Source organism: Amaricoccus sp., from assembly GCF_036846665.1.
In the GTDB taxonomy this organism is placed as follows: Bacteria; Pseudomonadota; Alphaproteobacteria; order Rhodobacterales; family Rhodobacteraceae; genus Amaricoccus.
Genome location: NZ_DAIUBO010000020.1, coordinates 15,473 through 28,871 on the forward strand (window position 1 = coordinate 15,473; position 13,399 = coordinate 28,871).

The window sequence follows — 13,399 nt, forward strand, 5'->3', positions numbered from 1 at the left end:
TAGCAGGCGCGGCCGGCGGCGAGAAGAAAGATTGTCTTCACCGGATCGACATATATGTAAGGGACGACTGGATTTCGCGAGGACGCCCGGGTGATCCGATACGCGCTGCGCTGTGCCGACGACCACCGCTTCGAGTCCTGGTTCGGCTCGAGTGCGGATTTCGACCGGCTGGTCTCGGCCGGGCTGGTCTCCTGCGCGGTCTGCGGCAGCCCTGAGGTGCAGAAGGATCTGATGGCGCCGAGCCTGGCGGGTTCCGGCACCGAAGCGCCCGACACGGCGCCGAGGCTTTCGGCGCCGCTCTCGCCTGCCGAGCAGGCCATGGCCGAGCTTCGCCGCCGGATCGAGGCCCGCTCCGAGGATGTCGGCCGCGACTTCGCCGCCGAGGCGCGGCGCATCCACGAGGGCAGTTCCCCCGACCGACCGATCATCGGCGAGGCGAGGCCCTCCGAGGCGCGCGCCCTGATCGAGGACGGCATCCCCGTCGCCCCCCTGCCCTGGAGTTCGCGCAAGGCGAACTAAGGCGGATTGCCGCTTCGGCTTGCTGGCGCCGCGGCAAATCCATAAGAGGGCGCGATCGCATTCCGAACTGAGAGCCTGCGCCCATGCCGCGCCTCGTGATGAAATTCGGCGGCACCTCGGTGGCCGACCTCGACCGCATCCGCAACGCGGCCATGAAGGTCAGGCGCGAGGTCGAGCGCGGCTTCGACGTGGCGGTGGTGGTCCCGGCGATGGCCGGCAAGACCAACGAGCTGGTCGGCTGGGTCGACCGCACGGCGCAGTTCTACGACGCGCGCGAATACGATGCGGTGGTCGCCTCGGGCGAGAACGTGACCGCGGGCCTCATGGCGCTGACCCTGCAGGAGATGGGGGTGCCGGCGCGCAGTTGGCAGGGCTGGCAGGTGCCGATGCTCACCAATTCCTCCCATGGCGCCGCGCGGATCATGGAGATCGACACCACGCGGCTGGTGCAGAAGTTCGGCGAGGGGCTGCATGCGGTGATCGCGGGCTTCCAGGGCGTGAGCCCCGAGGGGCGCATCACCACGCTCGGGCGCGGCGGCTCGGACACCTCCGCGGTCGCCTTCGCCGCGGCGCTCGGGGCGGAGCGCTGCGACATCTACACCGATGTCGACGGGGTCTATACCACCGACCCGCGCATCACCAAGAAGGCGCGCAAGCTCGCCAAGATCTCCTACGAGGAGATGCTGGAGCTGGCGAGCCTCGGCGCGAAGGTGCTGCAGACGCGCTCGGTGGAGCTCGCCATGCGCTACAAGGTGCGGCTGCAGGTGCTGTCGAGCTTCGACGACCTGCCCGGAACGCTGGTCTGCGACGAGGAGGAAGTCTTGGAAAGCAGGGTCGTGAGCGGCATCGCGCATTCGCGCGACGAGGCGAAGCTGACGGTGCTCGGCGTGCCGGACCGGCCGGGGATCGCCGCGGCGATCTTCGGGCCGCTGGCCTCGGGCGGGGTCAATGTGGACATGATCGTGCAGAACATCGGCGCGGACGGACGCACCGACATGACCTTCTCCTGTCCGGTCGACGAGGTGCCGCGCGCGGTCAAGGCGCTGGAGGAGACGCGCGACGCGGGCGAGGTGAACTACCTCCGCCTCGACATCGACGAGAACGTCTCGAAGGTCTCCATCGTCGGCATCGGCATGCGGAGCCAGGCGGGCGTGGCCCATCGCATGTTCGAGGCGCTGGCCGCCGACGGGGTCAATATCAAGGTCATCACCACCTCGGAGATCAAGGTCTCGGTGCTGATCGACCGCAAATATCTGGAACTGGCGGTTCAGGCGCTGCATGATGCTTTCGGCCTGGACAAGGCCAGCTGAGACCGGGGACCGGACGGCCGATGCCCTTTTCGGAAGCGGTTGATTCCCGCGTGATCCTCACGCGGCTGCGCGAGGCGATGGCCGAGCCGGGCGAGGGCCAGGAACGGCTCGACCGCATCGTCAAGCTGATCGCGCGCGGGCTCGTGGCCGAGGTCTGCTCGGTCTATCTGCGCCGCGAGGACCTTTCGCTCGAGCTCTGCGCCACCGAGGGCCTGAACCCGGAGGCGGTGCATACCACGCGGCTGGCGCCGGGCCAGGGCCTCGTGGGGCGCATCGCCGAGAGCGCGGAGCCGATCCGGACCCGCGATGCCGCCCATACCCACGGCTTCCGCTTCCTGCCCGAGACCGGCGAGGAGATCTATTCCTCCTTCCTCGGGGTGCCGATCCAGCGGCTCGGCGAGGTGCTGGGCGTGCTCGTGGTGCAGAACCGCACGGAGCGGGAATACAGCGACGACGAGATCTATGCGCTCGAGGTCGTGGCCATGGTCATCGCCGAGATGGCGGAGCTCGGCGCCTTCGTCGGACCGGGGCCGATGGAGATCGCCCGGCCGCACCGCCGCCCGTTCTTCGTGCGCGGCCTCGTCGGCCAGGAGGGCGTCGCAGAGGGCCGCGTGGTGCTGCACGAGCCCCAGATCGTCATCAGCCAGCCGATCAGCGACGATCCGGCGCTGGAATGCGCGAGGCTCCGCACGGCGCTGGAGGCGCTGCGGGCCGAAGTCGACGAGATGCTCGGGGCGGAATATCTCGCCACCGCCGGCGAGCATCGCGACGTGCTCAACGCCTATCGGATGTTCGCCAACGACAAGGGCTGGGTGACGCGGATGGAGGCCTCGATCGTGAGCGGCCTCGCCGCCGAGGTCGCGGTCGAGAAGGAGCAATCCGCGACCCGCGCCCGCATGTCGCGCATCGCCGATCCCTATCTGCGCGAGCGGCTGCACGATTTCGACGACCTCGCCAACCGGCTGCTGCGGCTGCTCGCGGGCAGCGCGGCGCCGCAGGGGCGCGACCTGCCGGACGATGCGATCCTCGTGGCGCGCAACATCGGCCCGGCGGAGCTGCTCGACTACGGCCGCAAGCTCAGCGGGGTGGTGCTCGAGGAGGGCTCGGTGGGCAGCCATGCGGCGATCGTGGCGCGGGCGCTGGCGATTCCGCTGGTGATCCATGCCCGGCGCATCACCCGCGAGGCCCAGGGGGGCGACCATATCCTCGTCGACGGCGACCAGGGCGTGGTGCATCTGCGCCCCGAGGAGACCGTGGCCAAGGCCTTCCGCGAGAAGGTGGACATGCTGCACGAGGCCCAGGCGGCCTATGTGGCGCTGCGCGACAAGCCGGCGCGGACCCGCGACGGGGTCACGCTCGCCCTGCACATGAACGCCGGGCTGATCGCCGACCTGCCGAGCCTGCCGAAATGCGGCGCGATCGGCGTGGGGCTCTTCCGCACGGAACTGCAGTTCCTCGTTCGCTCCACGGTGCCGCGGCGCGCCGATCTCGCCGCGCTCTATGCGCGCATCCTCGATTCGGCGGGCGAGAAGCCGGTGGTGTTCCGCACGCTCGACATCGGCTCCGACAAGGTGCTGCCCTACATGCGGCGCAACGACGAGCCGAATCCGGCGCTCGGCTGGCGCGCGATCCGCGTCGGGCTCGACCGGCCCGGCATCATGCGCATGCAGGTCCAGGCGCTCCTGCGCGGCGCGCGCGGGCGGCCGCTGCAGATCATGTATCCCTTCGTCGCGGAGGCGGAGGAATTCGAGGAGGCGCGGGAACTGACCCTGCGCGAGCTGGCCCGCGAGCAGGCGCTCGGCCATCGCGTGCCGGCGGGCCTGAAGATCGGCGCCATGCTCGAGACGCCGAGCCTCGCCTTCGCGCCCGACCGTTTCTTCGAGGAGGTCGATTTCCTCTCGATCGGTGGCAACGATCTCAAGCAGTTCTTCTTCGCCGCCGACCGCGAGAACGAGCTGGTGCGGCGGCGCTACGACATGCTCAGCGCGAGCTTCCTCGCCTTCATCGAGCAGATCGTCGCCCGCTGCGCCAGCCATGGCACGCCGCTTTCCTATTGCGGCGAGGATGCCGGGCGGCCGGTGGATGCGGTCGGGCTCGCGGCCATGGGGCTGCGCAGCCTCTCCATGCGGCCCGCCTCGATCGGGCCGGTCAAGGCGCTCCTGCGGCAGGTCGATCTCGAAGCCGTCCGGGCGATCATCGAGGCGGGCCGTTCGCGGGGGCTGGCGACGGTCCGGCCGATGCTGGAGGAATATCTGCGCGACAGGGGCATCCTGGTCTGAGCCGGGGGCGTCCCTCGTCCGGGCGGCGGTCTCAGGGTTCGGCGAGGCTCAGCCAATGCGAGACCAATCCGGTGATGCCGTCGAAGGCGCCGGGGACCAGCGGGCGCGCCAGCAGGCGGTCGGGGTTGGTCGGGGGCGGGAAGTCCAGGCCGGCGGCGCGGGCATGGGTGAAGCCGAAGCGGCGGTAATAGGGCTCGTCGCCCACCAGGATCACCCGCGTCCAGCCGAGCTCGCGCGCCCGTTCGAGGCTTTCCCCGATCAGATAGGCGCCGAGGCCCTCGCCCTGCCGGGTGGGATGCACCGCCACCGGGCCGAGCAGGAGCGCCGGCGGGCCGCCGGGGCCGACCCGGACCGGCCAGTAGCGGATCGCGGCGCCCAGCGCGTCGTAATCGTCGCGGGCGACGAGGCATAGCTCCGCCACCGCATCGACGCAATCGCGCAGGCGGTAGGACGAAAGGGCGGTGCGTCCCGGTGCGAAGGCGAGGTCGAAGAGATATTCGACCTCAGGGCCGTCGCGGGGCTCTTCCTTGTGGATCCGGAACATGGGCGGGGACCGGCGGGCGCGGGGCGTGCCGCCCGCTCGACCCCGCCTAGCATGGCCTCCGGTTGCGGTCCAAGGCGAAATCGGGAGGAGCGCGCCGCATGGGTCCGAAGTCGGGTCCATGCATCGTCGGTACGGTCGGTTCACCCGCTATCCGCGTGCCCGCGGTAGCGATGGGGCGGCCCGACCCGGCAAAAAGTGAAAAAATACACGTTAAGAGAGAGTGAACCATGATCCGTTAAACTTTTGGTAACCATTTGCCGCCAGAAAGGAGGTGTTCCGGAACCGGAACAGCTGCTTGCTAACCCTCAGACCCTCCAGTCTGGATAGAGCGCCCCCATCTCTCCCCCCCCCGGAGATGGGGGCGCATTTCGCTCAAGGCTCCGCGAGAACGGCGCCGGGGTTGAGGATCCCCTGCGGGTCGAGGGCGTTCTTGATCCTCTGCATCGCGAGGATGCTGCCCGGATCGCCGTAGCGCAGCAGATCCCCGGTCTTCAGCCGCCCGACGCCGTGCTCGGCGCCGACCGAGCCGCCGAGCGAAGCCGCGAGGTCGTGGACCGTCGTCTTGACCGCCTCGCGGATCGGGTCGAAGGCGCCCTTCGGCCGGCCCGGGGGCGGGAAGACGTTGTAATGCAGGTTTCCGTCGCCGAGATGGCCGAAGCAGTTGATCCGCAGCGCCGGGTCGATCCCCGCCACGGCCGCGCGGCCGCGCTCGACGAATTCCACGAGGCGCGAGGGCGGCAGCGAGATGTCGTGGCTCGAGATGGCGCCGATCAGGCGATTCGCTGCCGGAATGGATTCGCGCAGGCCCCAGAAGACGGCGCGCTGGCCCTCGTTCTGGGCCACGAGCGCGTCCGTGGCGAGCCCGGTTTCGAGCGCGGATTCGAGCACCCCCTCCAGCCGGGCGGGCACCCGGGCGGCGGCGGCATCGGCGGCCTCGATCAGCACGAACCAGTCCGAGCCCATCGCCGGGGGGCGGGGAACCTGCGGCAGGACCTCGGCGAGGAAGGCGATGCCCTGGGCGTGGATGAGCTCGAAGGCCGAGATCGTGTTGCCGAGCGTCGCGCGCGCCTCGCCGAGCAGCTCGAGCGCCGCCGCGGGCGAGCGCAGGGCGATCCAGGCGGTCGAGGTCGCCTGCGGGATCGGGTGCAGCCGGAGGCTCGCGGCGGTGATGAGCCCGAGCGTGCCTTCCGAGCCGATCAGCAGGTGGCGCAGATCGTAGCCCATGTTGTCCTTCAAGAGCGCGCTCAGCCCGTTCAGCACCGTGCCGTCGGCCAGCACCGCCTCGACCCCGAGGCAGAGGTCGCGGGCGTTGCCGTAGCGCAGCACGTTCACGCCGCCGGCATTGGTCGCCAGGAGCCCGCCGATGCGCGCCGAGCCTTCCGAGGCGAGGGAGAGCGGGAACTGGCGGCCGGCCGCGCGGGCCGCCTCGCGCACGTCGGCCAGCACCGCGCCGGCCTCCGCCACGAGCACGTTGTCGGTCAGGTCGAGGTCGCGGATGCGCGCCATGCGCTCGAAGGACATCAGGACCGGCAGCGGCCCCCGCTCGTGGACCTGGCCGCCGACGAGGCCGGTGCCGCCGGACCACGGCAGGATCCCGACCCGCGCCTCGGCGCAGAGGCGCACCGCCGCGGCCACCGCGCCGGCATCCGAAGGCCGCAGCACGGCCGCCGCCCGCCCGTGGAAGCGGCCGCGCGGCTCTTCGAGATAGCGGGGCTCGGGGGGGCGCACGGCCTCCGCGCCGAGTGCGGCGCTGAGGCGGTCGAGCAGCGCGGCATCGGCATCCGCGAGCGGCGCGCGGGCGGTCATTCGCCGTCGATCGCCGCGCGTCCGCGCCGGTCGCCGCGCAGATTGGCGTAGAGCACGTGGTTGCGCCAGCGGCCGTTGATCTGGAGATAGCTCTGGGCGACGCCCTCGTATTTGAAGCCGGCGCGTTCCAGCAGGCCGCGGGAGGCGGCGTTCTCGGGCAGGCAGGCCGCCTCGACCCGGCTCAGGTCGAGCGCGGTGAAGGCGTGATGCACCACCGCCGCCAGCGCCTCGGACATGTAGCCCTGGCGCGCGTGCTCCGGCCCGATCCAGTAGCCGATGGTCGCCGATTGCGCCGGCCCGCGCCGGATGTTGTCCAGCGTGATCGCGCCGAGCAGCCGCTCGTCCTCGCGGCGCAGCAGGAAGAGCGCCAGCGCCCGGCCCTCGGTGCGGGAGCGCGCGGCCCAGTAGACCCGGTTGCGGAAGGCCCTGCGGCTGAAGTGATCGACCGACCAGGTCGGCTCCCATTCCTTCAGGAAGGCCTCGCCCTCGCGCCTGAGCCGCGACCAGGCCTCGTGGTCGCCGGCTTCGGGCAGGCGCAGCACCAGCCTCTGCGTCTCGACGACCGGCCCGGAGCCACGGCGGAAGCCCAGCATGGCCCGGCCTCAGGCGGCGAGGCGCCTGACGAGGGCCTCGCGGTCCGGGGCATCCGCGATCGGCCCGAGCAGCGCCAGCGCCGGCCCTGCCCCGCCGATCAGCCGCCCGGCGAAGTCCCGGAGATCGGCGGCGGTGACCGCCTCGATGCGCGCCAGCGTCTCCTCGAGCGGGGGCACCCGGTCCCAGATCGCGAGCTGGCGCGCCAGGTGCTCGGCCCGCCCGGAGGGGCCTTCGAGGCCCATCAGCAGGCCCGCCTTCATCTGGGCGCGCGCGCGCTCGATCTCCGCCTCGGCCAGTCCCTCGGCCCCCCGGCGCAGCTCGTCCATGGTCAGTTCCGCGAGCTCGCGGATCTGGTCCGGGCCGGTGCCGGCATAGAGCGAGATCAGGCCGGTGTCGTCGTAGGCGGAGGCCTGGGCGAAGACGCTGTAGCAGAGGCCGCGGCGCTCCCGCAGTTCCTGGAACAGGCGCGAGGACATGCCGCCGCCCATGGCGATGGCGTAGAGCTGCGCGGCATAGACCTCCTGCGACCGCGCCGCGGCGCCCTCGAAGCCGAGGGTCAGGTGGACCTGCTCGAGGTCGCGGAAGGCGCGGCGCTCGCCGGCGGCAAAGCGCGCGGCGGGTGCCACGGCCTTGGGGCGGGAGGCGAGCCCGCCGAAGAGATCCGCCGCCACCGCATGGAGCGCATCCGCATCCACCGCTCCGGCCGCGGCGAGGATGATCTGGTCGGGCCCGTAATGCTCGCCGACGAAGCCCGCGAGGTCCGAGCGCCCGAAGGCCGAGACGCGCTCGGCCGGCCCGAGGATCGGCCGGCCGAAGGGCTGGTCGGGATAGGCCGATTCCTGGAGCCAGTCGAAGATGATGTCGTCGGGCGTGTCGAGCGCCTGGCCGATCTCCTGGAGGATCACCCCGCGCTCGACCTCGATGTCGGGCTCGGCGAAGAGCGGGTTGAGCACGATGTCGGCCAGGAGGCGCAGCGCCATCTCGACATCCGCCTCGAGCACGCGCGCGTAATAGGCGGTCATCTCCTTGCCGGTATAGGCGTTGATGTAGCCGCCGACGTCCTCGATCTCCTCGGCGATCCGCAGCGCCGTGCGGCTCGGCGTGCCCTTGAAGGCCATGTGCTCGAGGAAATGCGCCACTCCGCATTGCTCGGCGCGCTCGTGGCGGCCGCCGGCGGTGAGGAAGATCCCCACGGTCGCCGAATGCAGCCCGGGCATGGGATCGACCGCGATTCGCAGCCCGTTGGGAAGCCGGCCGGTCAGGACGCTCATGCCACGCGCTCCCCGCCGACCACCGCCTCGATCGCCGCGAGCTCGTTGGGCACGCGGGTCAGGCGCTCGGGCCGCTCCAGGAGATCGGCCATGCGCTCGGGCAGGGCCGGCCGCTCTGCGGTGGCGGCCTCGACCGCATCGGGGAATTTCGCGGCATGGGCGGTGGCGAGCACGATCATCGGCACCTCCGGATCGCCGCGACGCAGCCGCGCGGCATGGAGCCCGACCGCGGTATGCGGGCAGACGAGTTCCCCGGTCTCGCGCCAGGCGGCGGCGATCGCCGCGGCGGTCTCCGCCTCCGACGCGCTCGCGCTGTCGAAGCCGTCGCGCAGCTGCCCGAGCGCGCCCTGCGGCAGCTCGAAGCCCCCCGCGCGGGCCAGATCCTCCATCGAGGCCGCCACCGCGGACCCCTCCCGGTCGTAGAGCTCGAAGAGCAGGCGCTCGAAGTTCGAGCTGATCTGGATGTCCATGGAGGGGCTCATGGAGGGGCGCACCGCCGCGCGGCGATGGGCGCCGGTCGCGAGCGTGCGGTGCAGGATGTCGTTCTGATTGGTGGCGATCACCAGCCGGTCAATCGGCAGGCCCATGCAGCGGGCGACATGGCCGGCGAAGATGTCGCCGAAATTGCCGGTCGGCACCGTGAAGCTGACCGGGCGATGCGGGGCGCCGAGCGCGACGGCGGAGGTGAAATAATAGACCACCTGCGCGAGGACCCGCGCCCAGTTGATCGAATTCACGCCCGCGAGCCCCACCGCGTCGCGGAAGGCGTGATCGTTGAACATGTCCTTCACGCGCGCCTGGGCGTCGTCGAAATCGCCGTCGATGGCGAGCGCATGGACATTGGCCTCGGCCGGCGTGGTCATCTGGCGGCGCTGCACCTCCGAGACGCGGCCCTCGGGGAAGAGGATGAAGACCTCGACGCCCGCGCGCCCCCGGAAGGCCTCGATCGCCGCCGAGCCGGTGTCGCCGCTGGTGGCGCCGACGATGGTCAGCCGGCGGCCGCTGCGCCCGAGGCTGGCCTCGAACATCTGGCCGATGAGCTGCATCGCCACGTCCTTGAAAGCGAGCGTCGGCCCGTGGAAGAGCTCCAGCAGCCAGTCGTTCGGCCCCGTCTGGCGCAGCGGGCAGCGCGCGGGATGGGCGAAGCCGGCATAGGCGCGGGCGAGGATGTCGCGGAATTCCGCCTCGGCGAAGGCCCCGCCGAGATAGGGCCACATCACCCGCAGCGCGACCTCCTCGTAGGGCAGGCCGGCGAAGGCGGCGATCTCGGCCGGGCTCAGCCGCGGCCAGCTTTCCGGCACGTAGAGCCCGCCATCGCGCGCGAGACCCGCCAGCATCGCCTCCTCGAAGCCGAGCTTCGGCGCCGCGCCGCGGGTGGAGACATATTGCATGGGGTGGCCTGCCTCGCTTCAGTCAATGCGGCGCTTGATACGCCATAGCAGGTAGCCTGTCATCACCGCCCAGACCAGTGCCAGCCCGAACCAGGTCACCGCGTAGCCGAGATGGTCGTTGGGGATGTTGACCGTCACCGGCAGGGGCATCGGCGCCGCCGGGTCGTCGCTCGCCGTGGCGACCAGCAGCACCGGCTCCGTCCCGAGGGCATCGGCCATGAGATCCACGTCGCGGGCGAACCAGACGTTCTTGGCGCGGTCGGGCTCGCTGGTGAAGTAATCCGTTTCCTGCGGCCAGAGCAGCGCGCCCTCGACGGTGATCTCGCCTTCGAGGCGCGGCGCGTCCTTCTCCTCAATCGGCACGAAGCCCCGGTCGAGCAGGATGCGCCTTCCCTCCGCGAGCTCGAGGGCGACGATGACGCGGTAGCCCACGCCGCGCGGCGGGGCGGAGGTATAGACATGCAGCTCCGGGCCGCCGATCCGGCCGGTGGCGCGCACCCGCAGGAACTGGTCCACATCGCGCGAGGGCGCGGCGGGCAGCGGCACCGGATCCGCGGCGAGGCGCGTCTCGATGCGGTCGATGATCTCGGTCTTCCAGGCGAGACGCTGGACCTGCCAGATGCCGAGCGCGAGCAGGATCGCCACGCCCCCCAGACCGAAGGCGAGGGCGGCGATCACCTTGCGGACGGGCAGGCGGTCAGGGGGTGCGGGCATGGCAGGCAAGGGATCCCGTCAGGAGCGGGGCGCCGCTTCCTCGAGCAGCTTGTAGTTCGCGGGGTCGTCGTCGCAGACCCCCGGCCCGCATTCGAGCAGCGCCGAGACCGCATTGGCAGCGGCGAGCAGCACCATGAGGGCGAAGGCGGCCTTCGGCAGCAGCCGGCCGCCGAAGCGCGCCGGGGGCACGCGGCCTTCGGTCCGGTACTGGCCTTCGGAGAGGAGCATGATGGCGGTCCCGAGGAGCACGAGGAAGAAGCAGACGAAGGCCCAGGTGTAGAAATGCAGCCCCAGGAACGGCTCGCCGTAGCTGCCGGTGCCCGGTACGATGTGCAGGAGGATCTGGCGGCCGGAGACGCTGATGCCGAAGAGCGCGGCGATCAGCATCAGGGCGTAGTGACGCGGCCGGGGTCCGTGGATCGCGTTGAGGCACAGACCGAAGCCGACCGCGACGAAGCCGAGGCGCTGGAGCAGGCAGAGCGGGCATGGCAGGTCGGCGCGGGCGAGTTGGTCGTAGAAGGCCATCGCCAGCACGAGGCAGATCGCCAGGAGGCCCAGCGCGTTGAGGTTGCGCGAGGTCTCCGGGGTGAGCTGCATCGCGCCCGCCCCTCAAAGCTGGATCGAGAGGGACGAGGACATGTGGTGGTTGAACCAGAACAGGCCGAGCCCGAGCGCCAGGGCGAAGACCGCATGGGCCGGCAGCAGGTTCTCCCGCAGCGCCAGCAGCATGGCCAGCGTGAAGAGCGCGAAGAGGAGCGCGATCATGTCACCTCCGATCGGCGCGGCTACACCGGATCGGGCGTGCCCTGTCCCGGGGGCCGGACGGCCCCCCCGGATGCGGCGCGCCGCTGGTCAGCCGCCCCAGATGTAGACCACGGCGAAGAGGAAGAGCCAGACCACGTCGACGAAGTGCCAGTACCAGGCCGCCGCCTCGAAGCCGACATGCTGGGTCGGGGTGAAGTCGCCCGCATAGACCCGGTAGAGGCAGACCGCGAGGAAGATGGTGCCGATGATGACGTGGAAGCCGTGGAAGCCGGTCGCCATGAAGAAGTTGGCGCCGTAGACATTGCCCGAGAAGCTGAACTGGGCGTGGCTGTATTCGTAGATCTGGAAGGTCGTGAACAGCAGGCCGAGCACGATCGCGAGCCAGAGGCCCCAGCGCATCTGCTGGCGGTCGTTCTCGTGGACCAGCGCATGGTGCGCCCAGGTCGCCGCGCAGCCCGAACAGAGCAGGATCAGCGTGTTGATCAGCGGCAGGTGCCAGGGGTCGAAGGTCTCGATGCCCGGCGGCGGCCAGGTGTTGTCGATCGCCGCCATCGGATAGAGCGCGTTCTTGAAGAACGACCAGAACCAGGCGGAGAAGAACATGATCTCCGAGATGATGAACATGATCATCCCGTAGCGCAGTCCGATCTGGACCACGGGCGTGTGATCGCCGATCCGGGCTTCGGCGATCACGTCGGCCCACCAGCAGAACATGGTGTAGAGGACCGTCACGAAGCCGATCAGCGCCACCCAGGGCCCCTGGCCGTGGAAGAGCAGCACCAGTCCGAAGAGCAGGATGAAACCGCCGGCGGCCCCGACGAAGGGCCAGATGCTCGGAGGCAGGATGTGATAGTCGTGTTGCCTTTGTCCGGCCATGACCCGTTCCCTCTATTGTTTCGTCGTGCCGTCGCCGCCGGTCGCGAGCGCCGCCTGTTCCGCCGGCGCTTCCTCCGGTTCGGGCAGGTCCGCCCGATGCATGGTATAGGACAGCGTTATCCCCGTCACGTCGCGCGCTTCGCGGTCGTCCAGCATCGCGGGATCGACGTAGAACGACACCGGCATCTCCACGCGCTCGCCCGGCCCGAGAACCTGTTCGTCGAAGCAGAAGCAGGCGATCTTGTCGAAATAGCCGCCGACGGAATAGGGGGCCACGTTGTAGCTTGCCCTGCCCCCGATCGTCTTCTCGGTGGGATTATAGGCCTCATAGAGCGCGAGCCCCGTCTCGCCGATGCGGATTTCCATGGTGCGTTGCATCGGCCGGAAGACCCAGGGCATGTCGGGCGCGGTATTGGCGTCGAAGCGCACGGTGACCTTGCGGTCGAGGATCTCGACCGAAGGCGCCTCGGCGACCGAGGTCGTCCCGGCATAGCCGGTGACGCGGCAGAACCAGTCGTAGAAGGGCACTGCCGCGAAGCTCAGCGCGACCATCACCGCGACGACGCCGCCGAGGCCGAGCGCGATCCTGCCATTGGGGGACGGCCGCATCCGCTCACTCCTCCGCCGGCGGCAGCAGCGAGGGCCGCAGGCTGTGATCGAAGCCCTGCATGGACTGGCCTTCGCCGAGCTTGACCATGGTCACCGCGAAGACGAGCAGCACGAAGGCGCCGAGCACCAGCCCGAGGCCGAGGTTGCGGCTGCGGCGGCGTCCGAAGATCTCGTGGCTGTCGGGGCGCATCCCGCCGCTCCTCAGACCAGGGCCGGCCAGCCGGCCGGGGTCAGGCCGGCGGCGCCGAGCGCGGCTTCCGCGAGGAGCAGCGCGAAGAGCAGGAAGAGATAGACGATCGAGAGGCCGAAGAACCGCTTCTCGGCCAGGAAGCGGTCGCGGGACGCCGCATCCGGGTCGCGCCGCCAGAGCCGCACGGCGCCGATGAGCAGGAGCGCGTCGAGCACGATCGCCCCTGCGAGATAGACCGGCCCGCCGATCGTGGTGAAGGCCGGCGCGATCGCGATGGGCGCGAGGACCAGGGAATAGGCGAGGATGTGGTTCCGGGTGACCCGGTCGCCCGCGGTCACCGGCAGCATCGGCACGCCGGCGCGGCGGTAATCGTCGTTGCGGAAGAGCGCCAGCGCCCAGAAATGCGGCGGGGTCCAGACGAAGATCAGCAGGAACATCAGCACGCTCTCGGGCGCGATGCCGCCGGTCGCCACCGCCCAGCCGATCATCGGCGGGAAGGCCCCTGCCGCGCCGCCGATGACGATGTTCTGC

General features: G+C 70.6%; 15 protein-coding genes. 3 read left to right on the plus strand and 12 right to left on the minus strand.

Going from position 1 to position 13,399, the window contains the following annotated elements:
- The first annotated feature begins 90 nt into the window (after positions 1-90).
- The 3 genes from V7050_RS03535 to ptsP all read left to right on the plus strand — a co-directional run bounded on the left by V7050_RS03535 (position 91) and on the right by ptsP (position 4,108).
- Complete coding sequence (locus V7050_RS03535) at positions 91-519, plus strand: DUF1178 family protein (RefSeq protein WP_324365598.1); 429 nt, start codon at positions 91-93, stop codon at positions 517-519.
- A gap of 83 nt (positions 520-602) precedes the next feature.
- The gene (locus V7050_RS03540) at positions 603-1,829 is read left to right on the plus strand and encodes an aspartate kinase (RefSeq protein ID WP_324410243.1); all 1,227 of its coding nucleotides are present in this window, start codon (positions 603-605) and stop codon (positions 1,827-1,829) included.
- A 20-nt stretch (positions 1,830-1,849) separates the two neighbouring features.
- Positions 1,850-4,108 (plus strand): phosphoenolpyruvate--protein phosphotransferase, encoded by a 2,259-nt coding sequence (ptsP, locus tag V7050_RS03545; RefSeq protein WP_324365600.1) that lies wholly within the window; start codon positions 1,850-1,852, stop codon positions 4,106-4,108.
- 31 nt (positions 4,109-4,139) lie between these two features.
- Here ptsP and V7050_RS03550 read toward each other — a convergent pair whose 3' ends face one another.
- From V7050_RS03550 to V7050_RS03605, 12 genes are all read right to left on the minus strand, one after another.
- On the minus strand, positions 4,140-4,652 hold the full coding sequence (locus tag V7050_RS03550; protein WP_324365601.1) for a GNAT family N-acetyltransferase: 513 nt from the start codon (positions 4,650-4,652) through the stop codon (positions 4,140-4,142).
- Positions 4,653-5,024: 372 nt separating this feature from the next.
- Positions 5,025-6,458 (minus strand): FAD-binding oxidoreductase, encoded by a 1,434-nt coding sequence (locus V7050_RS03555; protein ID WP_324365602.1) that lies wholly within the window; start codon positions 6,456-6,458, stop codon positions 5,025-5,027.
- On the minus strand, positions 6,455-7,051 hold the full coding sequence (locus tag V7050_RS03560; RefSeq protein WP_324365603.1) for a GNAT family N-acetyltransferase: 597 nt from the start codon (positions 7,049-7,051) through the stop codon (positions 6,455-6,457). Before V7050_RS03560 ends, V7050_RS03555 begins: the two co-directional genes overlap by 4 nt.
- Before the next feature lie 9 nt (positions 7,052-7,060).
- Entirely contained in the window at positions 7,061-8,323 is a 1,263-nt protein-coding gene (locus V7050_RS03565) for a M16 family metallopeptidase (RefSeq protein ID WP_324365604.1), read from the minus strand.
- Positions 8,320-9,714 carry a threonine synthase gene (thrC, locus tag V7050_RS03570; RefSeq protein ID WP_324365605.1) on the minus strand — a complete coding sequence of 465 codons (1,395 nt, stop codon included), beginning with the start codon at positions 9,712-9,714 and terminating at the stop codon, positions 8,320-8,322. The genes V7050_RS03565 and thrC overlap by 4 nt, the downstream gene beginning before the upstream one ends.
- A gap of 18 nt (positions 9,715-9,732) precedes the next feature.
- On the minus strand, positions 9,733-10,428 hold the full coding sequence (locus tag V7050_RS03575) for an SURF1 family protein (protein WP_324365606.1): 696 nt from the start codon (positions 10,426-10,428) through the stop codon (positions 9,733-9,735).
- Between the two features lie 18 nt (positions 10,429-10,446).
- Positions 10,447-11,025 (minus strand): disulfide bond formation protein B, encoded by a 579-nt coding sequence (locus V7050_RS03580; RefSeq protein WP_324365608.1) that lies wholly within the window; start codon positions 11,023-11,025, stop codon positions 10,447-10,449.
- Between the two features lie 12 nt (positions 11,026-11,037).
- A complete protein-coding gene (locus tag V7050_RS03585; RefSeq protein WP_324365610.1) occupies positions 11,038-11,193 on the minus strand; it encodes a DUF5993 family protein in 156 nt (51 codons plus the stop codon).
- Positions 11,194-11,280: 87 nt separating this feature from the next.
- Positions 11,281-12,069, minus strand: a complete 789-nt coding sequence (locus V7050_RS03590) for a cytochrome c oxidase subunit 3 (RefSeq protein WP_324374362.1) — start codon at positions 12,067-12,069, stop codon at positions 11,281-11,283.
- 12 nt (positions 12,070-12,081) lie between these two features.
- Positions 12,082-12,678 (minus strand): cytochrome c oxidase assembly protein, encoded by a 597-nt coding sequence (locus tag V7050_RS03595; protein WP_324370562.1) that lies wholly within the window; start codon positions 12,676-12,678, stop codon positions 12,082-12,084.
- 4 nt (positions 12,679-12,682) lie between these two features.
- Positions 12,683-12,868 (minus strand): hypothetical protein, encoded by a 186-nt coding sequence (locus tag V7050_RS03600; protein WP_324370564.1) that lies wholly within the window; start codon positions 12,866-12,868, stop codon positions 12,683-12,685.
- Positions 12,869-12,879: 11 nt separating this feature from the next.
- Positions 12,880-13,399 (minus strand): UbiA family prenyltransferase (locus V7050_RS03605; protein WP_324410245.1); only part of this gene is annotated, 520 nt, incomplete at its 5' end.

Excerpts from the sequence above, each read along its gene's own strand:
- V7050_RS03590 (WP_324374362.1), bottom strand. The coding sequence starts at position 12,069 with ATGGCCGGACAAAGGCAACACGACTATCACATCCTGCCTCCGAGCATC.
- V7050_RS03595 (WP_324370562.1), bottom strand. The coding sequence starts at position 12,678 with ATGCGGCCGTCCCCCAATGGCAGGATCGCGCTCGGCCTCGGCGGCGTC.
- V7050_RS03555 (WP_324365602.1), bottom strand. The coding sequence starts at position 6,458 with ATGACCGCCCGCGCGCCGCTCGCGGATGCCGATGCCGCGCTGCTCGAC.
- V7050_RS03575 (WP_324365606.1), bottom strand. The coding sequence starts at position 10,428 with ATGCCCGCACCCCCTGACCGCCTGCCCGTCCGCAAGGTGATCGCCGCC.
- V7050_RS03560 (WP_324365603.1), bottom strand. The coding sequence starts at position 7,051 with ATGCTGGGCTTCCGCCGTGGCTCCGGGCCGGTCGTCGAGACGCAGAGG.
- V7050_RS03550 (WP_324365601.1), bottom strand. The coding sequence starts at position 4,652 with ATGTTCCGGATCCACAAGGAAGAGCCCCGCGACGGCCCTGAGGTCGAA.
- V7050_RS03540 (WP_324410243.1), top strand. The coding sequence starts at position 603 with ATGCCGCGCCTCGTGATGAAATTCGGCGGCACCTCGGTGGCCGACCTC.
- ptsP (WP_324365600.1), top strand. The coding sequence starts at position 1,850 with ATGCCCTTTTCGGAAGCGGTTGATTCCCGCGTGATCCTCACGCGGCTG.
- V7050_RS03580 (WP_324365608.1), bottom strand. The coding sequence starts at position 11,025 with ATGCAGCTCACCCCGGAGACCTCGCGCAACCTCAACGCGCTGGGCCTC.
- V7050_RS03565 (WP_324365604.1), bottom strand. The coding sequence starts at position 8,323 with ATGAGCGTCCTGACCGGCCGGCTTCCCAACGGGCTGCGAATCGCGGTC.
- V7050_RS03585 (WP_324365610.1), bottom strand. The coding sequence starts at position 11,193 with ATGATCGCGCTCCTCTTCGCGCTCTTCACGCTGGCCATGCTGCTGGCG.
- thrC (WP_324365605.1), bottom strand. The coding sequence starts at position 9,714 with ATGCAATATGTCTCCACCCGCGGCGCGGCGCCGAAGCTCGGCTTCGAG.
- V7050_RS03600 (WP_324370564.1), bottom strand. The coding sequence starts at position 12,868 with ATGCGCCCCGACAGCCACGAGATCTTCGGACGCCGCCGCAGCCGCAAC.